Below are 20,050 nucleotides of genomic sequence, written 5' to 3' on the forward strand. Positions count from 1 at the left end.
GAGACGATGAGGTAGATAGGTCATGGGTGGAAGCGTGGTGACACGTGGAGCTGAATGATACTAATCGGTCGAGGCTTTGATCTAGTCTATGGTTTGTGTTGATGAATCCTCAGTTTTCAGGGAACAAGCCCTAAAACAATATTGACATGCGTATGACGCGGTGTTAATATTCATTTTGTCTGGTGGCGATAGCGAGACGGCCACACCCGTTCCCATGCCGAACACGGAAGTTAAGCGTCTCAGCGCCGAAAGTAGTTGGGGGATCTCCCCCTGTGAGGATAGGACGTTGCCAGGCAAGATCGTTCCGCAATAGCTCAGTGGTAGAGCAACCGGCTGTTAACCGGTAGGTCGTAGGTTCAAATCCTACTTGCGGAGCCAATTTAGGCCCGTTGGTCAAGCGGTTAAGACACCGCCCTTTCACGGCGGTAACACGGGTTCGAATCCCGTACGGGTCACCAATATGGAGGATTAGCTCAGCTGGGAGAGCACCTGCCTTACAAGCAGGGGGTCGGCGGTTCGATCCCGTCATCCTCCACCATCTTTATTTATTAATTCAAACCTATATATATGCCGGTGTAGCTCAGTTGGTAGAGCATCTGACTTGTAATCAGAGGGTCGAGGGTTCGAATCCTTTCGCCGGCACTCCTCGGGGGGGTAGCGAAGTGGCTAAACGCGGCGGACTGTAAATCCGCTCCTTCGGGTTCGGCGGTTCGAATCCGCCCCCCCCCACCAGGTTTGAGCCATTAGCTCAGTTGGTAGAGCATCTGACTTTTAATCAGAGGGTCGCAGGTTCGAGCCCTGCATGGCTCACCATTTTTTGCGGAAGTAGTTCAGTGGTAGAATACGACCTTGCCAAGGTCGGGGTCGCGGGTTCGAATCCCGTCTTCCGCTCCATATTCTTACCCATTCATGGGGCCTTAGCTCAGCTGGGAGAGCGCCTGCCTTGCACGCAGGAGGTCAGCGGTTCGATCCCGCTAGGCTCCACCATATGTTTTTTTCTTAAGTTATTGATGACTTAAGTTTTTTTTTGCCTAAAACCATGAACCATTCACTTGAGAGTACAGAGAAAGGCAGCCTGCCACCATTCAGGCTGCCTTTTTGCATGTTTATTCATAATAGTGCCGAGTTGAACCAAATGAATGATAGCGTTTACAATTTAACTATCAAGCGTATAAAGGGGGAATGGCGATGCAATGGTCATATATTCATGTACCACTTCGTTATGGTCAGGGGAAACTTGGGGTCGATCAAGGACCGATGAAGTTGAACGAATTAGGGATGGAGAAACTTCTTCCGACAGGGACGGTTAAACAAACGATACGCGTGTTACCGGAATCTGAAATTCGTGAAAATGAAGAACATTTGAAGCGGGTAGATGGTGTATTGCACACTGTTACGGAATTGGCAGAAGTGATAGATAGCGAAATTAGAGCGAATCGATTCCCATTGATCGTTGGGGGCGATCATAGTATGGCAATCGGCACACTCGCAGGACTAGCAAAAACGGGACCATTTGGTGTCATTTGGGTAGATGCCCACGCTGACTTGAATACGGGGGATACCTCACCATCTGGTAATATTCATGGAATGCCACTTGCTGCAGCTATGGGGATGGGGGATATACGTCTGACAGAAGTAGGTGGGCGTGATTCGAAGTTATCGCCAAATCATTTGGTGTATATTGCCCTTCGTGATATCGATGAAGGAGAAATAAACGAAATCAATCGACTCGGTATAAAAGTCATTACCGTAGAAGAAGTTCGTACGCGTGGGGTCGATGTGATCATGCAAGAGGCGCTCAGCTATCTTCGTGAACGAGTAGACCGTTTTTATATCAGTTTTGATATGGACAGTCTCGATGCGTCACTCGTTCCGGGTACAGGAACACCGGTTGATGGTGGTCTAACAGAAGTCGAGGCCAAAGCGATTTTAAAAGAAGCGATGCAGGCAGAAGATTTGATTGCCGTAGAGCTCGTCGAATTGAATCCGGCATTAGACCGGGACGACATGACGGCTCAATTGGCCTACCGTCTGTGTGAAACGATTATAAAATCTAAAGAAAACCTGTTATTGGAAGGCGAAACCGTCTGATTTCCTTACAGTTTCCAAACCCGTTTGCTACAATGGGGGTGGAAACTTTTTTTACTTTAATGAAACTAATTCAACTGGTGAGACGTATATAGAAATGACCGCATGTGTTGCGGAGAGGGGAAGTGGATTGATGGAACGGCTGACCACCCGTTTGGTTGACGAATTGAGGGCGGGGAATCACGATTCGTTTGCCGAGCTGGTAGAACTATACAAGGATGGCGTCTTTGCAATCGCCTATAAAATTTTGTATGATCGTGGCGAAGCGGAAGACGCTGCCCAAGAAGCATTCATACGTGCATATACACGAATTGATACGTATGATGCGCAATACAAGTTCAAAACATGGCTCTATCGAATTACGACGAACGTTGCCATCGATCGATTGAGGAAACGGAAACCGGAGTATTCAATGGATGCAGAAATTGCGGGTACAGACGGTTTGACTTATCAAGACCACTTAGCTGATGAAGCACCTCAACCCGATGCCCAAGTGGTTCATCGCGAAATTCGAAGTGAGATGCATGAAGCCATCAAACAACTTCCGGACAAATACCGCATTCCCTTACTATTAAAATATGTGGATGATTTGTCGCTAAAAGAAATTAGTGTGATGATTGACATGCCGGTCGCAACAGTTAAAACAAGGATCTTCCGGGGAAGAGAAATGTTAAAAACAATCTTTCAAAATAGGGAGGGGTTCAATTGACTCCTGAAGAAAAAGTACAACAATATTTGGAAGATGGCGTTTTGCCCGAAGAATCTGACGAATTGCGTCAATTGTTAGAAGACGATGAATTATATGAGTCTTATCTACAATATGAACGAATCGACGCAGAACTGAAAGCATTGCCTCGTCCAAAGTTATCAGCGGATTTTACGACCCGTGTGATGGCCGCTATACCTGAAACACCGGTGCAAAAAGGGCCTGACACGGTTGTGTCGTTATCCAAACCTGTGCGCAAAGAGCGTAAGCCACATTCAAAACAAATGATTTGGTTACAGCGCCACCCAGGTTTGATTGCCGCAGTCCTATTCTTTAGTTTGATGTCTAGTGCGACACTTGGATTATGGAGTAGTGCTTCGGAGACGATGACGTATACAAAAGTACCAGGTGTCGTCGTATCAGAGAATGAAGTGATTGTGCCAGCGGGTGTTACTGTCGAGAAAGACATTACCGTCCAAGGTGGCGATTTACGGATTGAAGGTACCGTCCAAGGTGACGCGACAGCTGTCAATGGTCGTGCGTATTTAGCAAGTGCCGGGCAAGTGACAGGTGAACTTGAACAAATCGATCAGATGTTCGAGTGGATCTGGTATTCGATGAAACAACTTTTCTAAAGACGCTTCCGGCGTCTTTTTTCGTTTCAATCTCGTTTCGTTTTGGTGTGACGCAATGCGTATATACAAAAATGATGATATAATGGAATTTGCACGATTTAGCTAGGTAGTTGAGGAGGGGAGCATTTGCCGCTACTTGAACAAGTATCATATTTCTCATTTTTAAATCTTTCAGAAAACGTACATTGGTACGATTATTTGAACGATGTTTTAGATATCGTCGTCGTCACGTATGTCATTTATAAGTTAATGATGATTGTACGTGGGACAAAAGCAGTCCAGTTAATTAAAGGAATCTCCATCATTCTAGTCAGTTGGTTCTTGAGTGGTTTCTTCGGGTTGAAGACGCTCCAGTTCTTGCTAAATCAGGTGATCACATACGGTCTTCTCGGAATTATCATCATCTTCCAGCCTGAATTGAGACGTGGTCTTGAGCACCTCGGTCGGACGAGCAACTTATTCGGGCGTACAGGAACAAGTGATGAAGAGCAACAACGCCAAATGATTGAAGCCATCGTCAGTTCTGCGCAATATATGTCAAAGCGGCGGATTGGTGCGTTGATTGCGATTGAACGAGATACGGGATTAAACGAGTATGTGGAGACGGGCATTCGTATGGATTCGCATATTACTTCCCAATTAATTATTAACTTATTCATTCCAAACACACCACTCCATGATGGTGCGATGATTATTCAAGATGGAAAGATTGCGGCAGCAGCCTGCTATTTGCCGCTCTCGGAAAGTCCACACATCGATAAGGCCCTCGGGACACGACATCGGGCAGCCATTGGGGTCAGTGAAGTGACAGATAGCGTCACTCTCACCGTGTCAGAAGAAACAGGAGCTGTCTCTCTCGCGATCGCAGGACGCTTATATCGAGAGTTAGATGAAGAAGCGCTTCGTAATAAATTAATTCAAGAACTCGTCATCGAAGAAAAAGAGGCGACCCTCTCGTTCTTCGGCAAAAAAGGAGGGGATAAGTAAGTGATTGATCAGTGGTTACAACATAAGTGGTTTCTCCGCTTCATCGCACTTGCTTTAGCCGTCCTTTTATACTTAATGGTCGCTGAGACCAGTTCCTCGAACAACGCTTCTAGCGCTTTGCCGATTGTTGGACAAAGTTCCATGACGCTCGATGTACCGGTCGAAGTGTTTTTTGATGAGGTGCAGTATGTCGCATACAACGTGCCTGAGGAGATGGGTGTTGAGCTTCAAGGTCCCTCAAGTAGTTTAACGATGACCAAACTGGTGAAAGATTATCAAGTGTTTGTCGATTTGACCAACCTTGGAACCGGATTTCATCGCGTCCCAGTCGAGGCACGAGGTTTCGGTGGAGACGTCAATGTCAAATTGGATCGAGAGACAGTTGAAATTTACATTGATCGGAAGCAAACGATTGAAGTTCCGGTGTCTGTGAACCTGTTGAATAAAGATCAATTACCGGAAGGGAAAGTGGCTGGCGATGTTGAAATCGAACCGTCGACTATCAAAGTCACAGGCGGTGCGAGTCGCATTCAAAATGTCAAAGAAATCACGTTAAATGTGGATGTCTCGAATCAAAATCAGACATTCACTCGTGAGATTCCACCGACAATTTTAGATGCGAACGGGAATCCGTTGAATGTGTCGGTCGACCCGAATATCATCAATGTGACTGTCCCGATTTACAATGAGAGTGTGATGATTCCGATTGAGGTCGTCACGAGCGGAGAAGTGTCGGACGACTTCAGGTTAGTAGATACATTACTAGGTGAAACAGAAGTTCGTGTCTTTGGATCAAAAGAGGTGCTCGATAAACTCGATCGAGTCGAGACAGAGCCGATTGAACTGGATGATTTGAAGAAGTCTGAGAAAGTAAATGTTACTCTCCGTCTCCCTGAAGGGGCCACGTCACTCGACAAAAGAGAAGTAGAAGTTCAAGTGCTGATTCGTCCGAGTGATGAGACGAAAGATGACACGAGCGAATTGACAGAGCGGATTCGGATGACTGTTCCAGTGAACGTACGGGGGTACGACCGAACCAATTATACGATTCAAACGCAAGATGTGGTCAGTGTCACTCTGTCCGGAAAGCGGTCCCTTCTCGAGACCATTTCATCGAACAGTGTTAACGTGACATTGGATTTGACAGGATTACCAGGTGGGACACACGCGGTAGATGTCGATTACGAAGTACCAAAAGGCGTGACGGTTGTCTCGCCGAAGACGATTGATGTTCAACTGACGAGCGTCGATGAAGAAACAGAAACATCTTCCATTCAATAAAGATGTTCAATCATACAAAAGTGAGGATTTAATCTAATGGGTAAATATTTTGGAACAGACGGAGTTCGCGGTGTCGCGAACTCTGAGTTAACTGCGGAATTAGCATATCGTTTAGGCCGTGCTGGTGGCTATGTGTTGTCGAAACATTTGCCAGAAGGCGAACAACCAAAAGTATTGATTGGTCGTGACACACGCATCTCAGGACATATGCTTGAAGGTGCATTGATTGCCGGACTTCTCTCAATCGGTGCAGAAGTGATGCGTCTTGGTGTCATCTCAACGCCTGGAGTTGCATACTTAACAAAATCGCTAGATGCGACAGCCGGTGTCATGATTTCGGCATCGCACAACCCGGTAGCCGACAATGGAATCAAATTCTTCGGTAGCGATGGTTTTAAATTAGATGATGCGACTGAGCAAGAAATCGAAGATATTTTAGACGCTACGGAAGATACGCTCCCACGACCGACTGGGAAAGATCTCGGTTTCGTGTCGGACTATTATGAAGGGGCACAAAAATACCTTCAAATGTTGAAACAAACCGTTGAAGAAGACTTCGATGGCCTTCACATTGCGCTCGACTGTGCACATGGGGCAACGAGTGGGCTCGCAGCACGTCTCTTCGCTGACCTTGAAGCGAACGTATCCACAATCGGAAACTCGCCGAACGGTCTAAACATCAATGAAGGTGTCGGCTCGACACATCCTGAGCACTTAGCAGAGTTCGTCCGTGAAAAAGGAGCGGACATGGGCCTTGCCTTTGATGGTGACGGGGACCGTTTGATTGCGATTGACGAGAACGGTGAAATCGTCGATGGAGACAAAATTATGTATATTTGCGGGAAATACTTGAGTGAAAAAGGGCGTCTCAAAGACAACACGATTGTCGCGACGGTCATGAGTAACCTCGGGTTCCATAAAGCTGTTGAAGAAGCGGGCATGACAGCGCTCCAGACAGCAGTCGGTGACCGTTATGTCGTTGAAGAGATGAAAAAACACCAGTACACACTCGGTGGCGAACAATCGGGTCACTTGATTTTCCTCGATCACTCGACAACAGGTGACGGGATGTTATCGGGCGTCCAGTTGGCAGAAATCGTGAAATCGACGGGCCGCAAACTCTCTGAATTGGCGGCTGAGATGCCTGTTTATCCGCAAAAACTCGTAAATATTCGTGTGACGAATAAAAACGATGCGATGAACGGAGAGCGTGTCTTGGCAACGATTCAAGAAGCGGAAGCAGAAATGGGCGGAAACGGTCGAATTCTCGTCCGTGCATCGGGAACAGAGCCTCTCGTTCGTGTGATGGCGGAAGCACCGACAGCGGAAGAATGCGACCGTTACGTTGAACGAATCGCGCAAGTTGTTCGCGAAGATTACGGTTTAGAAGGATAAAATTCTCAAAAGCGGGAATAACACAAGGGAATCCAACATTGGATTCCCTTTTTGTTTCCGTTTTGTCATCGAGAAAACAGCGGATTTTCTTGACGAATGGGGGTGTGATTTGTACTATTAAGAGCGTGACCTTGGAAACGGAAGGACACAAGAGTACGAACAAGCGCCAGAACTCTGCGGAGTTGACGAGGTTGGAGGTTATCGAGATTTCGGCGGATGCCTCCTCGTCGCCTGTCACGACGAGAAGCATACTTTTAAAACGCCCGGGTGACCGGACGGACAAAGAAGTGTGTGTTGACAGCTCTTAGAAAAAGCCCGTTTCCTTTTTCGAGAAATCGAAGAATAGAGGAGATTTATTTATGTGTGGAATTGTAGGAATGATTGGGAATACCGGAGCGAAGGAAGTCCTTCTCAAAGGTCTTGAAAAACTCGAGTACCGTGGTTATGACTCGGCAGGTCTAGCGTTGATGCATGATAATGTCAACGTTCACAAAGAAGTCGGTCGCATTGCTGCGCTACGCGAAATCATCCCAGCAGAAGTAGACGGCACGATTGGAATCGGCCACACACGTTGGGCGACACACGGGGTACCGAGTGTACCGAACGCCCACCCGCACCAGAGCACGACAGGACGCTTCACGCTCGTGCATAACGGCGTAATCGAGAATGACGAGCTCATCAAGAAGACGCTTGATGTCCCGTTTCTCTCAGAAACAGACACGGAAGTCATCGTCTTGCTCATGGAGAAACACTTCGTCGAGCTCGGCGATGTCGAGGCGGCGTTCCGCAAGACGCTAGCTGACCTCCACGGTTCGTACGCAATCGCGATGATCGACTCAGAGGACAAAGAGCGCCTCTATATCGGAAAGAACAAGTCACCGCTCCTCGTCGGACTCGGGGACGGCACGTTCAACGTCGTCGCATCGGACGCGATGGCGATGCTCCAGGTGACAGACCAGTATCTCGAGCTCCACGACGGCGAGATCGTCATCCTTACGCGTGAATCGGCGACGATCAAGACGCTCGACGGCGACGTGCTCGAACGCAAACCATACACGGCCGAGATCGATGCGTCAGACATCGAGAAGGGTACGTATGCGCACTACATGTTGAAGGAGATGGACGAGCAACCGGCCGTCATCCGTAATATCATCCAGCATTACCAGAACGAGAACGGTGACATCGAACTCACGGAAGGCGTGCGCGAGCTCGTCTCGGAAGCAGACCGTGTCTATATCGTCGCGTGCGGTACGAGTTACCACGCTGGTCTTGTCGGGAAGCAATTGATCGAGCGCGTTGCAGGTGTACCGACTGAAGTACACGTCGCCTCAGAATTCGGTTACAACATGCCACTTTTGACAGAGAAGCCACTCTTCCTCTTCATCTCACAATCAGGTGAGACAGCGGACAGCCGTGCCGTCCTCGTCGAAGTGAAAAAGCTTGGCCATAAAGCGCTCACGTTGACAAACGTAGCAGGATCGACACTCTCGCGTGAAGCGAACGAGACGATGCTCCTCCATGCAGGACCAGAAATCGCGGTCGCGTCGACGAAAGCATACACGGCTCAGATTGCCGTCCTCGCGATTCTCGCATACGACATCGCTCGTGCGAACGGGAAGAAACTTCCGTTTGATCTCATGCAGGAACTCGCACTCGTTGCAACGACAATGGACTCGATCATGGCACAAAAAGAAATCTTTGAAGAGCTTGCAGATAAGTTCTTGAAAGAGTCACGTAACGCGTTCTTCCTCGGACGTGGATTGGATTCATATGTCGGTCTCGAAGGCGCATTGAAGCTGAAAGAGATCTCATATATCCAAGCAGAAGGATACCCAGGTGGGGAACTGAAGCACGGTCCGATCGCCTTGATTGAAGACGGGACACCGGTCATCACGCTCGTGTCTCAACCGAACACACACCTCAACATCCGTGGAAACATCAAGGAAGTTGTGGCGCGTGGTGCGATCGCATGTACGATTTCAATGGAAGGAATGGAGCATGAGAACGACGCATTCGTTCTTCCACGTGTTGAACCGCTTCTCACGCCACTCGTGACGGTTCTTCCGCTTCAACTCATCTCGTACTATGCGGCACTTGCCCGCGACTGTGATGTCGACAAGCCACGTAACTTGGCGAAGTCTGTAACAGTTGAATAATGTTCAAGACCAAAATTTTTCGGGATTTTGGTCTTTTTTGTTGCAATGCGTTAACAAATCATCGTAATACTCTCAAAAACGTCTGTCCATTCTTAGGAATGGGTACACTCAACGTGAGTATGAATAAAGGAGAGATTCGATGAAACAGAAAAAATGGATGATGGGCTTAGGTACCATCGTACTCGCTACATCATTAGCCGCTTGTGGGGATACGACAGATGATCCCTCGATGGAGATGTCAGAAGAACAAAGCATGGACCATTCGGGGATGGATCACTCGGGGTCTGGAGAAGTTCCAGACGGGCTGATGGAAGCCAGTGATCCGACGTATCCAATCGGATCAACCGCGATGATGACAGCGGATCACATGCCAGGGATGGAAGGCGTGGAGGCGACGATTGTCGGTGCATATGATACGACGGTCTACGCCGTCAGCTATACACCGACTACAGGTGGTGACCCGGTAGAAGATCATAAATGGGTGATTCACGAAGAACTGGATAATCCGGACGAGGCGCCTTTGTCTGAAGGGGATGAGGTCGTATTGGCTGCCGACCATATGGAAGGAATGGACGGCGCAGAAGCGACTATCGATACAGTGGAAGAGACGACCGTTTACATGGTTGATTACACGACTGAAGACGGAGAAGAGGTCACAAATCATAAATGGGTGACCGAAAGTGAATTAGAAGCAATGAAATGAATGCAGTAGACCTCGAGTACATCTCGTGGTCTACTTTTTTCGATAAATATTTATTGATAAACGATAAATCATAGTATATGATAAAGAAAATAAAACTAAATGAGGTGTTTGGCAGATGAAACGGGAAACCATCTTTTTGAAACTAGCAGTGATTGTCTTGTCGCTCCCGATTCTTGCGGCCTGTATCTTTTTACTGCCGTTTCTTTGGCGAGACGCAATCGAGAGCGGGGGATGGATTGCGAATTCGATGCGTCCGATTGTCATCGGGATGTATGTGGCGGCAGTTCCCTATTTTATGGCTTTGTTCCAGACGTTTATCTTACTAGGATTGATTGACCGGAACGAGGCATTCTCCTATGAAGCGGTGAAGGTACTTCGGGTAATCAAGTATTGTGCATTGACCATCACGGTTATCTATACGGCGTTGCTTCCCTTCTTCTATTGGTTCGCTGAGCGTGACGACTCGCCAGGATTTTTAGTCATCGGATTCGTCTTCGTCTTCGCCGCATTTGTCATTGCGGTTTTCGCTGAATTGTTACAGAAACTATTGAAGCGCGCCATCGACATGAAACAAGAAATCGATTTGACGATATGAGGTGAGAGAAATGGCGATGATTGTGAATCTGGATGTGATGTTGGCGAAACGGAAAATGAGTGTGACGGAACTGTCGGAACGAGTCGGGATCACGATGGCGAACTTATCGATATTGAAAAACGGAAAGGCCAAAGCGATTCGTTTCTCGACACTTGAAGCGATTTGCGAAGCACTCGACTGTCAGCCGGGAGACATATTGGAATATCGAGCGGTCGAACGAGCAGAGTGAATCTCTGCTTTTTATATGAATTTGAAACGTGTGCTTACTATGCTCCGTATATAAAAGTATCAGTCAGGGGGAGATGTAGAATGATTCAAACATGGACAGAACGGACACATGAGGCCTTGTAAGGAAAAACGGGGAAACTCATCGGTTGGTCTTTTGCAATGGCGATTTTAGTAGAAGTGTGGCTTATGATAGATCCGACGTATTACGGAATCTAACACAGTTCTACTATTCTTATGATGATCGGTGTGGTTGGACTCATCCTATATGTGATGTCTCTTCCAATGTATATCGGATACAGCTGGATCATTTTAGATACGGTGCGAAATAAGAAATTGCATTTTCAGGATGTATTTAAACCGTTTCGGAAGAATTACCGGTTAAATTTGGCCACATTCCTACTCATGGTTCTCTTCCAACTATTGTGGGGGCTGCTTCTAATCGTTCCAGGAATCATAAAGTACTTTTCTTACGCATTCACTTTCTTTATATTGCGAGATGAGCCTCATTTGTCCCCAACAGAAGCAATTACAAAATCTCGTGGGATGATGCGTGGACAGAAATGGGAAGCATTTAAATTGATCCTGCCAATGATTCCGGTCTTTTTGACGGGTTTCACGTTGAGTATTGTTTTCAAATTACCGATTTTGTCATCCTGGTCGCTGTTAGTTGCGACTTCCCTTGTTCGTCCGTTAGTAGTTGCGCGCTTCGCTGTCATGTATGAAGATACGCGTCGGGTGTACGGCGAACAATGGAACAAGCCAGCCTGAAGCATATCGAACAGAGGGGGAATTGAATGAACGTGCTACAATCTTCATGAAGAGAAAGGGGAATGCGGAATGAAGATTGGGATCATCGGGGCCGGTCTGAGCGGAATCATCGCAGCGCGTGAACTCGTGCGTCAAGGTCATGTCGTCGAACTGATTGAAAAGAGTCGAAGCGTCGGGGGACGCTTGGCGACACGTCGAATCGGTGATGGACGAGCCGACCATGGAGCGGTATATTTCACGGTGCGTGGAGAAGAGCTCGAACGAGAGGTACAGTCGTGGATGAATGCGAACTGGGTACAAGTCTGGTATGCCGACCCTTATCCACGTTATGTCGCGATTAATGGGATGAATGCCCTCGCTAAGCGTTTAGCTGAAGATTTGACCGTACAGTTGAATGAACGAGTGGAGAACGTTCAAGTGGAAGAAGACGGAACCGTCACAGTCAAGACAGACGTGACGACGCGTTCATATGATCGAGTCGTGATGACGGCACCGCTTCCACAGTCATTCGAACTACTAGGGAGTTTGGTCGACCAGATCAAGCCCGCGCTACTTCGTCTCGTATATTCGCCGACGTTCGTGGGTCTTTTTGAATGTGACGGTGATGTACAGATTGGAGCAGACGGTATTCTCGATCAAGAACTGGTACCTGGTGTATTAAAAATCGTCGATAATCGCCAAAAAGGAATCTCTGCGACACCACTCGTAAGTGTCTATATGGAAGAGGCGTGGAGTGAGGCGTGGTATGAGCGACCGGAAGCAGAGACACTTGCTGAAATAGAGCGGTTAGTGCGTGAAGAAGTCGGAGACCTCGGTATCCAATCACGGCAGTTAAAACGTTGGCGTTACGCGCAAGCGAAAGATGTATGGCATGAGCCGTTTTATCAAGTAAGCCATCATCCCATCTATTTAGCAGGGGACGTCTTCCTTGAAGCTGATGATCCATCCGGACGAACGCGATTCGAAAGTGCCTATCTGTCTGGGTTACGTGTGGCAGAAGCGGTGCAAGAATCAATAGAAGGTTGAAAATCAAGGAGACTTCGATATGAACTCGATTAAGTTAAAATCGTTAAGTATTGACGATCAATCAGCTCTTCACTTATTTGAATGTGAAAACCGTTCCTACTTCGAACGCTCTGTCCCTAGTCGAGGAGATACATACTACGAACCGCAGGGATTCCGTCATGCGTTAGACCGTCTTTTAACCGAGCAAATTGAAGGTACAGGGCGCTATTATGTGATTTGGCATAATGACACGATCATAGGGCGTATGAATGTGCATTCGATTAGAGATGGAGTCGGTGAGGTGGGTTATCGAATTGGGGAAGATTATAGTGGTCGTGGATACGCTACTTCTGCACTCCAACAACTGCTCGCATGCCATCTCCCGGAATATGTCGAACTGATTGCCGAGACGCTAATCGATCACCACGCATCACAATGTGTATTGATGCGCGCTGGTTTTACACGTAACAATCAAGTACGACAGGTTGAATGGGAAGGGCAGACTTTATCATTTTATACGTTTGTATATAGATTTATGAACCGATAGGGCACTCCTTATCGGTCTTTTTATTTGACGCCATTTAGTTTAGGGCATAAACTATAACCATCTAGTTTAGGGGGTAAACTAAAAATGAAAGCATTGATGCGCGAAGCGGTGCAGTTGTTTGAAGAAGTGATGTTCCATGGGACGGAACATGTCATCGAAGCGATGGAGGGAGACGTATGGCGCGAGTATTCGCGTGAACAGCTCCAACTGTTGAAGTTACTCGATCAGTTTGGACCAACTCCGGCTGGGCAATTGGCGCAAAAACAAGGTGTCCATAAAAGTGCGGTCTCGAATCGTCTGAAAAAGTTGGTCGAAAAAGGACTCGTCACGAGTCGACGAGGACAAGATCAACGGGAACGATTGATTGAATTGACCCCAGAAGGGAAACGGCTCGTCGAAGAAGTGGACGGTGCCGTCTATCGATATGTGGAATCCCTCATCGATGGAGAAGTAGACGAAATTGAAATCGAGCAGTTTGTTCGGACGTTCCGAAAAATAAAGCAATTGCTCCGAATCGGGGAGGAATAACACATGCATAAAATCATTCAATGGCGCTGGGGAATTTTCATTTTCCTCATCGTATTGACGACAGCATTATTTGTCGCAGCACCGAACTTAACGAAACAAGCAGAAGAGGCAGGGAGCTTCCAACTTGCGGACGACATGGACTCACAACGCGCACAAGCGATTTTAGATGAAGCCGCGAAGAGTGACAAGACCATCTCCCTCGTCTATGAGTTCGAATCAATCGGTGAGACGGAGCGAACAGATGTCGCGCGTGTCATCGAAGAACTTAAACAAAATGAAACGGTCGTGACAGATGTTCTCGATCCGTTCGAAAACGAGGAGACAGAGGCACAGCTTGTCTCAGAAGACGGACGCATCGTTCTCGTCCCAATCACGGTAGAAGGTACGGCGGAAGAAATCAATGCATTTGCTGATGATGTCCGTGAAAACGTGCTCCCGCAAGAGGAGACAGTATATATCACCGGGGAAGAAATCATTAACAATGATGTGAACTTAAGTGCCCAGGAAGGGTTGAAAAAGACAGAGATCATCACGGTCGTGTTGATTTTTGGATTACTCCTTCTCGTCTTCCGTTCCATCGTGACCCCGTTCATCCCGCTCATCGCGGTCGGATTCACGTATCTGTTGAGCCAATCCTTTGTCGCATTCTTCGTGGATTGGTTCGGGTTCCCGGTGTCCAACTACACGCAGATCTTCCTTGTCGCCATCTTGTTCGGGATTGGGACAGACTATTGTATTCTACTTCTTAGCCGTTACAAAGAGGAGCTGAGTGAGGGGCGTGCCATCGAAGACGCCATCGTCAATACGTACAAGACGGCAGGACGAACAGTCCTTATCAGTGGGCTCGCGGTATTCGTCGGTTTCGCTGCCATCGGATTTGCAGATTTTCCAATCTTTAAATCAGCTGTCGCCGTTGCGGTCGGGATTGCGGTGTTGCTGCTGATTCTCTTCACGGTCGTCCCGTTCTTTATGGCGACGCTCAAACAGCGACTGTTTTGGCCATCGAAGAAGGCGAGCGAACATCACGACAGCAAGCTCTGGGCTGGATTGAGTCGATTGTCAGTCAATCGCCCGTTCGTATCGATTTTGGTCGTTGGATTGATTACGGTGCCGGTCCTATTCACGTATGACGATGCCCGTTCGTTCAATACGGTCGATGAGATTGGAGACGGGTACGATTCGGTTCGTGGACTGAATTTGATTTCTGAAGGGTTTGGTCAAGGGGAATCTCTTCCGGTACAAGTCATTTTGAAACAAGATCAAGCCATTACAGAATCAGAAGTCCCATACATTGAAATGTTCGCAAGCGAACTTGAAAAAGTTGATGGGGTGAGCGGTGTTCGTGCGCTCACACGTCCGACTGGTGAAGTCATCGACGATTTTTATGTCGATACGCAACTCGGCGAAGTCAGTGAAGGCTTGACTGAAGCGCAGACGGGTCTCGGTGATGTCCAAACTGGATTAGATGAGATTGAGCAGGGGCTAAACGCGATCGTCGAGCAATTGCCAAGTGGTTCAACCAATGCTGGAGCACCGCTTGCGGAAGCAGCAGCTGGGCTGAATCAGTTAAATGGTCAACTTGGTCTCATTGGACAAGGATTGACAGCGACTCAAAACATCCCGGCCGCAGTCGGACAGCTCGGCCAAGTGTCAGCAGGGCTCACACAAATCGAGTCAGGAATCAACGAAGCAGCGTCTGCATTGAATGCACAAGGTTCTCAGGTTGGTGAACTCAGCACCGGATTGGGACAACTTGCCACAGGCGTTGGCGAAGCGAACGACGGGCTAGGGCAAATTGAGTCTGGTCTCGGCGAAGCCGTTTCGTTCTTACAACAGTTGAGTGAAGCAGATGCGCTTCGGGAGACAGGCGTATATCTTCCGGAAGGGACACTCACATCGGATGAATTCTCACCTGCCGTCGAACGCTATGTCTTCGATGAAGGAATGGCGACTCAACTCGAGGTCGTCTTGGAGATGGACCCGTATTCGCCAGAAGCGATTGATACCGTCGAGACAATCAAAGAGACGATGAATCGTGCCGTGACGGGAACACCGTATGCGGATGCGACCATCGGATATGCCGGTATCTCGAGCATCAATAGCGATTTAAATGAAACATCGACGAATGATTTCAATCGAACGGTAGCGATCATGCTGGTGACATTGTTCATCGTCTTGACAGCACTGTTCCGCTCGATGATCATGCCACTCTATATGATTGCTTCGCTTCTCTTGACGTACTATACGTCGGCGGCGATCACAGAGCTGATCTTTGTAGAAGGACTCGGCTATGACGGGATCAGCTGGGCCGTTCCGTTCTTTGGCTTCGTCATGTTGATTGCCCTTGGGATTGACTACTCCATCTTCCTGTTAGATCGATTCCGGGAAGAGACGATCAATGGGAAGGCGGTCCGTGAGGCGCTCATCTATTCGATGACGAAGATGGGTACCGTCATTATGACTGCCGCGGTCATCCTCGCCGGGACGTTCGGTGCGATGATTCCGTCAGGTGTGCTCAGTCTCGTCCAGATTGCAACGATTGTCATCACCGGGTTATTACTATACGGCTTGATTGTGTTACCACTTTTAATTCCAGCCATTACGATTTCGTTTGGCGATGGTGTCTGGTGGCCATTCCGGTCAAAGAAAAAGTCATAAGCAGAAACGGATGTCTCGTATGATGAGATATTCGTTTTTTGGGATAGATTGCGGTAGATTCGGGAACAGAAAGTCAGGTCCATTATCTAAGGAGGAATACTGTATGGAAATCGTCATTACCGCAATCTTGAAAGCCCATCCCGGAAAAGAAGAGGCGTTACGTGATGCGTTGTACCGTGTGATTCCACCGTCACGAGCGGAAGAAGGGTGTCTCGCGTACGTTCTTCACGAGGCAATTGATGCGCCAGGTACGTTTGTCTTCTATGAAAAGTACGAGGATGAAAATGCACTCAATCACCATATCCATTCGTCGCACTATCAGGCGTATCGTGATGAAGCCGGAGAGCTTCTCGCTGTACGTGAGGTCTATCGGCTACATGAAGTCTGATTCTGATTGTGTGTGGAATTGAACTGGTCGTACAAGCGTGTCTATCAAGTTGCGTAGCACTTAGGAAAGAAGCCTCTCGAGACATATCTCGGGAGGCTTTTCGATTACGGATTGATTTGTGAGAGGGCATCTTTCTCGATGATGGTATCCGAGAGACGGAGCTGGTTGGTCGCGCGGTCGATATATGGGCTGCATCGATCAAAGACGACCGGTTCTTCTGTCTCGACGGAATAGCACGTGCCATTCCCTGCTCGTTCGGTCAAGTCTGGTTCGTAATAAATATCTTCGTATCGGAAGGCACCCGTCCGAAAGACGGTCAGATTCGGCGTATCATTCAATAAGGAGTCGCCGAGCATATACGCTGGGGAGAGTCCAAGCAAATCGAGAATCGTCGGCGCGATATCAATTTGTCCACCGCTCGCCTCCATGACTTCTCCTGTCGTCAATCCGGGTGGTTTGATGAAGAGAGGGACAGCACGGTCGAGTTGAAACGCGTCAACCGCCGAGTCCACTTCTTCGATGGTAGCCATTTCTTCTCCAGGTGCCGTCAGACCGCTATCGTGGTCACCATATATGACGAGAAGCGTCTCATCCCACAGCCCATCTTGTTTCAATCGTTCGATGAACTGACCGACTGCGGCATCGACGAAATGAACGGTATGATAGTAGTTTTCGAGAAGGGGGTCATCGATATCAGATAGGTCCAACCGCTTCTCGTCTTCCGGGATATCGTACGGTGTATGACTCGTTAAAGCGACTAAAAATGCGTAAAATGGTTCATCCAACTCTTCCATAAATCCAACCGACGTATTTAAGAATTCCTGGTCGTTGAGTGCCATCCCGATGATTCCTTGATCGGGATAGTCTTTGTCGCTAAAGAAATGATTGAACCCGATGTTGTCGTAAAAATCATCCCGATTCCAAAAGTCTTTACGGAATGAGTGCATGGCTGCTGTATCATAGCCCGCCTCGTTCAATGATTGAGAGAGTGCGCTGAACTTATTTCCCGGGAAACGCGTGTAGACGGAACCAGATTTGACAGGATAGAGTGACGTGTTGACGATGAACTCTGCATCGGACGTCCGTCCCTCATGTGTCTGATGATACACGTTCGGGAAGTAAAGCAGGTCACGTCGCAATCGGTTCAAATTCGGGGTCAGTTCCTGTCCATCGATCTGTTGATCGATGACGGATGTTTGGAATGATTCGAGTTGTAAGACGATGACGTTCGTATCCTGACTCGGGGCACTTAATTCCTGATAAGAAAGTGCTCGGATTTGAGAACGCTCCTCGTCTGTCAAGGCTTCGTTCCAGCCCATGGCACGTTCGACGCCTCGAGCGACATCCATCGCGTGATAGCCCCAAAATCCAAGATGGTAGTATTCACGCATATTCGAGATCGGGTCGTCTGCAATCCATTTTTCCCCACGCTGATAACTGAGCGTGAGCGGGATCGTGAAAAGAAGAAATCCAAGTGTGAAGCCGGCAATCGCTAACCGTCTTCCGTTCCACTTCACTTCACGGACAGGATGACGTTTCATATAACGCAAAATCAAACCGTAGATGATGAGGTCGATAAAGAAGAACGCATCGATTGGGCGGATGAGCGTCAAAAAGCCACCCCCGACATCTCCCATCTGCCCGATATCGGATAGTAAAGCGACGGATAATAAGTCTTCAAAATAGCGATAGTACCAGACGTCTGAGACGAGCAGGGTACTATGCAGGAACAGAGAAACGTATAAAATCCATCGGCGGATCGGATAAGACACGGCAAGTGCCCAACTCGTCAGGAGCAAAATCGTCGCCAAGTTGATGAGAAAGAACGAAAAGTCGAACGCCGTCGCGGTCAACCAGCTAAAAAAGAAGAGCTTTGCCAGGGAGAGTGACAAGTAGCTCCAATAATCGAGATATTTGATCATGAACAACACATCCTTTTCATATCCATTCCCGATGAAACGAGTGCGGGAAACGTGAAGATGTGTCCAACAAACAAGAGGCACGTCGACCTCAGTTGATCAGAAACGTATCGCGCAGTTCAATGATGGTTCCTTCTGGTGCTTTCAGTTTACTTAAATGACCGTCGACGACGAAATAGATGTTGCCACCGTGCTTCGGTAAAAACGTGACGCCGAGTTGTTCGAGTCGTGCGACTTCCGCTTTGAGGTCATCCACATAGATCGCAAAATGGACGGGACCGGCCATATGTTTCGAATAATCTTGTAACGTTTCATTCGTTTTAGCAGTCTGGAGCTCGATATAAAAATCACCGAGCTTGAGCCAACTGTTGAAGTCACGCGTATGGAAGTTTCGCGACTCTTGGACAAGTTCAAAACCGAGTGCTTCGTAAAATGTCTTGGACGCAAGATAGTCAGGCGTTTGGATACAGATATGATGGATTTGTTTCATTAGGATGGTTCCTCTCATTCAATTTTGATGAAGTGTACGATATGGCCTAGTCAAATACTAAGCGGATGAAGCTATGATGTGAAAAAGACGACAACTTCCCATTTATTTTAGTGTACCGAACGCGTGCTTTTGAAGATACGGGGTAAGAAACTTTTTACGGAAGAAATCGTATGGAAGAGAGAAAAGGATAGAAACCAATGAGGTGAAAGCATGAAAGGAAATGAAATCACGATTCAACCGATTGATGCAGTCAATCGAGATGCGGTCATCGCTCTGACAGTGGACGAGAAACAATCCCGATTCATCGAGACAAATGCCGAGTCGCTTCAAGAGATGGCTGAGGATACGAAATATAATTGGCAGAGCTATGCATTTTATGACGGTGAGCGACCGGTTGGCTTCATGATGGTCGGAGCAGAAAACCAGACAGAACGGTATGTGTGGCTCGATCGTTTCATGATGGATCAAAACGAACAGGGGAAAGGTGTTGGAACGAAGTGCCTACGCATGGCGGTGGACTGGATTCAGACAAAATATGATGTCGATGATATCATCCTGAGCCTCCATCAAGAGAATGAAGCTGCGAAACGATTTTATGCGAAGAACGGCTTTGTCGACAGCGGCTTAATTGATGAATGGAATGGTGAAGCGATTTGGGTCTATCATACAAAAAACCGACCGTCATGAGTCGGTCGGATTCTCGGCTGGACTTGTTGTTTTTGTAGCATTCATGCCCATCGAAAAGAGAACGATAGCTGCAAAGAAGAATAGGGTAACGAACCAGTTTTGGAGAAACGGATCGACAAACGTCGGTTTTTCCAACCAACTCCCGGTTGAGATTTCGGCGTACCAACGTATGTAGAGTGCGATGCGTTCGAGTGTGTATAAGAGTCCGGACAAAAACAACAACATACCACCCGCTACAAGTTGATTGAAACGAGACATAAAACCCCTCCTCTATAGATGTTGTCTA

The 20,050-nt window shown here is 47.8% G+C and carries 20 protein-coding genes, 8 tRNA genes and 2 rRNA genes; 27 read left to right on the forward strand and 3 right to left on the reverse strand.

Going from position 1 to position 20,050, the window contains the following annotated elements; genetic code table 11:
- The 26 genes from KNO76_RS05560 to KNO76_RS05685 form a co-directional block, all read left to right on the forward strand.
- Positions 1-84, forward strand: a 23S ribosomal RNA gene (locus tag KNO76_RS05560); the annotation flags it as partial.
- 94 nt (positions 85-178) lie between these two features.
- A 5S ribosomal RNA gene (gene rrf, locus KNO76_RS05565) occupies positions 179-295 on the forward strand.
- An 8-nt stretch (positions 296-303) separates the two neighbouring features.
- Positions 304-378, forward strand: a tRNA-Asn gene (locus tag KNO76_RS05570).
- A 5-nt stretch (positions 379-383) separates the two neighbouring features.
- Positions 384-458 (forward strand) — tRNA-Glu (locus tag KNO76_RS05575).
- A 4-nt stretch (positions 459-462) separates the two neighbouring features.
- Positions 463-538, forward strand: a tRNA-Val gene (locus tag KNO76_RS05580).
- A gap of 31 nt (positions 539-569) precedes the next feature.
- Positions 570-642 (forward strand) — tRNA-Thr (locus KNO76_RS05585).
- A gap of 6 nt (positions 643-648) precedes the next feature.
- Positions 649-732 (forward strand) — tRNA-Tyr (locus tag KNO76_RS05590).
- Positions 733-737: 5 nt separating this feature from the next.
- Positions 738-813, forward strand: a tRNA-Lys gene (locus KNO76_RS05595).
- Between the two features lie 6 nt (positions 814-819).
- Positions 820-894 (forward strand) — tRNA-Gly (locus KNO76_RS05600).
- 17 nt (positions 895-911) lie between these two features.
- A tRNA-Ala gene (locus KNO76_RS05605) sits at positions 912-987 on the forward strand.
- Positions 988-1,188: 201 nt separating this feature from the next.
- The gene (gene rocF, locus KNO76_RS05610; RefSeq protein WP_034770785.1) at positions 1,189-2,091 is read left to right on the forward strand and encodes an arginase; all 903 of its coding nucleotides are present in this window, start codon (positions 1,189-1,191) and stop codon (positions 2,089-2,091) included.
- A 130-nt stretch (positions 2,092-2,221) separates the two neighbouring features.
- Positions 2,222-2,797 carry an RNA polymerase sigma factor SigW gene (gene sigW, locus KNO76_RS05615; RefSeq protein ID WP_012727640.1) on the forward strand — a complete coding sequence of 192 codons (576 nt, stop codon included), beginning with the start codon at positions 2,222-2,224 and terminating at the stop codon, positions 2,795-2,797.
- Positions 2,794-3,429, forward strand: coding sequence for a hypothetical protein (locus KNO76_RS05620; RefSeq protein WP_214702896.1), 636 nt, complete (start codon positions 2,794-2,796; stop codon positions 3,427-3,429). Before sigW ends, KNO76_RS05620 begins: the two co-directional genes overlap by 4 nt.
- 126 nt (positions 3,430-3,555) lie before the next feature.
- Positions 3,556-4,416 (forward strand): diadenylate cyclase CdaA, encoded by an 861-nt coding sequence (cdaA, locus tag KNO76_RS05625; protein WP_026824856.1) that lies wholly within the window; start codon positions 3,556-3,558, stop codon positions 4,414-4,416.
- Positions 4,417-5,697 carry a CdaR family protein gene (locus KNO76_RS05630; RefSeq protein WP_214702904.1) on the forward strand — a complete coding sequence of 427 codons (1,281 nt, stop codon included), beginning with the start codon at positions 4,417-4,419 and terminating at the stop codon, positions 5,695-5,697. It abuts the gene before it with no gap.
- Between the two features lie 36 nt (positions 5,698-5,733).
- Positions 5,734-7,092 carry a phosphoglucosamine mutase gene (gene glmM / locus KNO76_RS05635; protein ID WP_214700454.1) on the forward strand — a complete coding sequence of 453 codons (1,359 nt, stop codon included), beginning with the start codon at positions 5,734-5,736 and terminating at the stop codon, positions 7,090-7,092.
- Positions 7,093-7,451: 359 nt separating this feature from the next.
- Positions 7,452-9,248 carry a glutamine--fructose-6-phosphate transaminase (isomerizing) gene (gene glmS / locus KNO76_RS05640; protein WP_214883423.1) on the forward strand — a complete coding sequence of 599 codons (1,797 nt, stop codon included), beginning with the start codon at positions 7,452-7,454 and terminating at the stop codon, positions 9,246-9,248.
- A gap of 139 nt (positions 9,249-9,387) precedes the next feature.
- Complete coding sequence (locus KNO76_RS05645) at positions 9,388-9,951, forward strand: YdhK family protein (RefSeq protein WP_214883426.1); 564 nt, start codon at positions 9,388-9,390, stop codon at positions 9,949-9,951.
- 115 nt (positions 9,952-10,066) lie between these two features.
- Entirely contained in the window at positions 10,067-10,546 is a 480-nt protein-coding gene (locus KNO76_RS05650; protein WP_214702911.1) for a DUF2975 domain-containing protein, read from the forward strand.
- Positions 10,547-10,556: 10 nt separating this feature from the next.
- On the forward strand, positions 10,557-10,775 hold the full coding sequence (locus tag KNO76_RS05655) for a helix-turn-helix domain-containing protein (RefSeq protein ID WP_214702913.1): 219 nt from the start codon (positions 10,557-10,559) through the stop codon (positions 10,773-10,775).
- 245 nt (positions 10,776-11,020) lie between these two features.
- Entirely contained in the window at positions 11,021-11,542 is a 522-nt protein-coding gene (locus KNO76_RS05660; protein ID WP_214883429.1) for a DUF975 family protein, read from the forward strand.
- A 69-nt stretch (positions 11,543-11,611) separates the two neighbouring features.
- Entirely contained in the window at positions 11,612-12,568 is a 957-nt protein-coding gene (locus KNO76_RS05665; RefSeq protein ID WP_214883432.1) for an NAD(P)/FAD-dependent oxidoreductase, read from the forward strand.
- A gap of 19 nt (positions 12,569-12,587) precedes the next feature.
- Entirely contained in the window at positions 12,588-13,094 is a 507-nt protein-coding gene (locus KNO76_RS05670) for a GNAT family N-acetyltransferase (protein WP_214702922.1), read from the forward strand.
- Between the two features lie 84 nt (positions 13,095-13,178).
- Positions 13,179-13,622, forward strand: coding sequence for a MarR family winged helix-turn-helix transcriptional regulator (locus KNO76_RS05675; protein WP_078147853.1), 444 nt, complete (start codon positions 13,179-13,181; stop codon positions 13,620-13,622).
- A gap of 3 nt (positions 13,623-13,625) precedes the next feature.
- On the forward strand, positions 13,626-16,280 hold the full coding sequence (locus KNO76_RS05680; protein ID WP_214883435.1) for an MMPL family transporter: 2,655 nt from the start codon (positions 13,626-13,628) through the stop codon (positions 16,278-16,280).
- Positions 16,281-16,383: 103 nt separating this feature from the next.
- Positions 16,384-16,668 carry a putative quinol monooxygenase gene (locus tag KNO76_RS05685; RefSeq protein ID WP_214702926.1) on the forward strand — a complete coding sequence of 95 codons (285 nt, stop codon included), beginning with the start codon at positions 16,384-16,386 and terminating at the stop codon, positions 16,666-16,668.
- 104 nt (positions 16,669-16,772) lie between these two features.
- Here KNO76_RS05685 and KNO76_RS05690 read toward each other — a convergent pair whose 3' ends face one another.
- Together KNO76_RS05690 and KNO76_RS05695 are read right to left on the reverse strand one after the other, a co-directional pair.
- Positions 16,773-18,590 (reverse strand): LTA synthase family protein, encoded by a 1,818-nt coding sequence (locus tag KNO76_RS05690; protein WP_214702927.1) that lies wholly within the window; start codon positions 18,588-18,590, stop codon positions 16,773-16,775.
- Positions 18,591-18,678: 88 nt separating this feature from the next.
- Entirely contained in the window at positions 18,679-19,077 is a 399-nt protein-coding gene (locus tag KNO76_RS05695) for a VOC family protein (protein ID WP_214702929.1), read from the reverse strand.
- A gap of 210 nt (positions 19,078-19,287) precedes the next feature.
- Here KNO76_RS05695 and KNO76_RS05700 point away from each other — a divergent pair, with 210 nt between their 5' ends.
- Entirely contained in the window at positions 19,288-19,764 is a 477-nt protein-coding gene (locus KNO76_RS05700; protein ID WP_214702931.1) for a GNAT family N-acetyltransferase, read from the forward strand.
- On the opposite strand, the gene KNO76_RS05705 is transcribed toward KNO76_RS05700, so the two are convergent.
- On the reverse strand, positions 19,759-20,022 hold the full coding sequence (locus KNO76_RS05705) for a hypothetical protein (protein ID WP_214700446.1): 264 nt from the start codon (positions 20,020-20,022) through the stop codon (positions 19,759-19,761). The genes KNO76_RS05700 and KNO76_RS05705 overlap by 6 nt on opposite strands.
- Positions 20,023-20,050: the final 28 nt, after the last annotated feature.

Source organism: Exiguobacterium sp. s101 (assembly GCF_018617835.1).
GTDB classification, from domain to species: domain Bacteria; phylum Bacillota; class Bacilli; order Exiguobacteriales; family Exiguobacteriaceae; genus Exiguobacterium; species Exiguobacterium marinum.

What these genes read in the sequence shown, in the direction of transcription:
- rocF (WP_034770785.1), top strand. Translation starts at nt 1,189, where the DNA reads ATGCAATGGTCATATATTCATGTACCACTTCGTTATGGTCAGGGGAAA.
- sigW (WP_012727640.1), top strand. Translation starts at nt 2,222, where the DNA reads ATGGAACGGCTGACCACCCGTTTGGTTGACGAATTGAGGGCGGGGAAT.
- glmM (WP_214700454.1), top strand. Translation starts at nt 5,734, where the DNA reads ATGGGTAAATATTTTGGAACAGACGGAGTTCGCGGTGTCGCGAACTCT.
- glmS (WP_214883423.1), top strand. Translation starts at nt 7,452, where the DNA reads ATGTGTGGAATTGTAGGAATGATTGGGAATACCGGAGCGAAGGAAGTC.
- KNO76_RS05645 (WP_214883426.1), top strand. Translation starts at nt 9,388, where the DNA reads ATGAAACAGAAAAAATGGATGATGGGCTTAGGTACCATCGTACTCGCT.
- KNO76_RS05650 (WP_214702911.1), top strand. Translation starts at nt 10,067, where the DNA reads ATGAAACGGGAAACCATCTTTTTGAAACTAGCAGTGATTGTCTTGTCG.
- KNO76_RS05655 (WP_214702913.1), top strand. Translation starts at nt 10,557, where the DNA reads ATGGCGATGATTGTGAATCTGGATGTGATGTTGGCGAAACGGAAAATG.
- KNO76_RS05665 (WP_214883432.1), top strand. Translation starts at nt 11,612, where the DNA reads ATGAAGATTGGGATCATCGGGGCCGGTCTGAGCGGAATCATCGCAGCG.
- KNO76_RS05670 (WP_214702922.1), top strand. Translation starts at nt 12,588, where the DNA reads ATGAACTCGATTAAGTTAAAATCGTTAAGTATTGACGATCAATCAGCT.
- KNO76_RS05675 (WP_078147853.1), top strand. Translation starts at nt 13,179, where the DNA reads ATGAAAGCATTGATGCGCGAAGCGGTGCAGTTGTTTGAAGAAGTGATG.
- KNO76_RS05680 (WP_214883435.1), top strand. Translation starts at nt 13,626, where the DNA reads ATGCATAAAATCATTCAATGGCGCTGGGGAATTTTCATTTTCCTCATC.
- KNO76_RS05685 (WP_214702926.1), top strand. Translation starts at nt 16,384, where the DNA reads ATGGAAATCGTCATTACCGCAATCTTGAAAGCCCATCCCGGAAAAGAA.
- KNO76_RS05690 (WP_214702927.1), bottom strand. Translation starts at nt 18,590, where the DNA reads ATGATCAAATATCTCGATTATTGGAGCTACTTGTCACTCTCCCTGGCA.
- KNO76_RS05695 (WP_214702929.1), bottom strand. Translation starts at nt 19,077, where the DNA reads ATGAAACAAATCCATCATATCTGTATCCAAACGCCTGACTATCTTGCG.
- KNO76_RS05700 (WP_214702931.1), top strand. Translation starts at nt 19,288, where the DNA reads ATGAAAGGAAATGAAATCACGATTCAACCGATTGATGCAGTCAATCGA.
- KNO76_RS05705 (WP_214700446.1), bottom strand. Translation starts at nt 20,022, where the DNA reads ATGTCTCGTTTCAATCAACTTGTAGCGGGTGGTATGTTGTTGTTTTTG.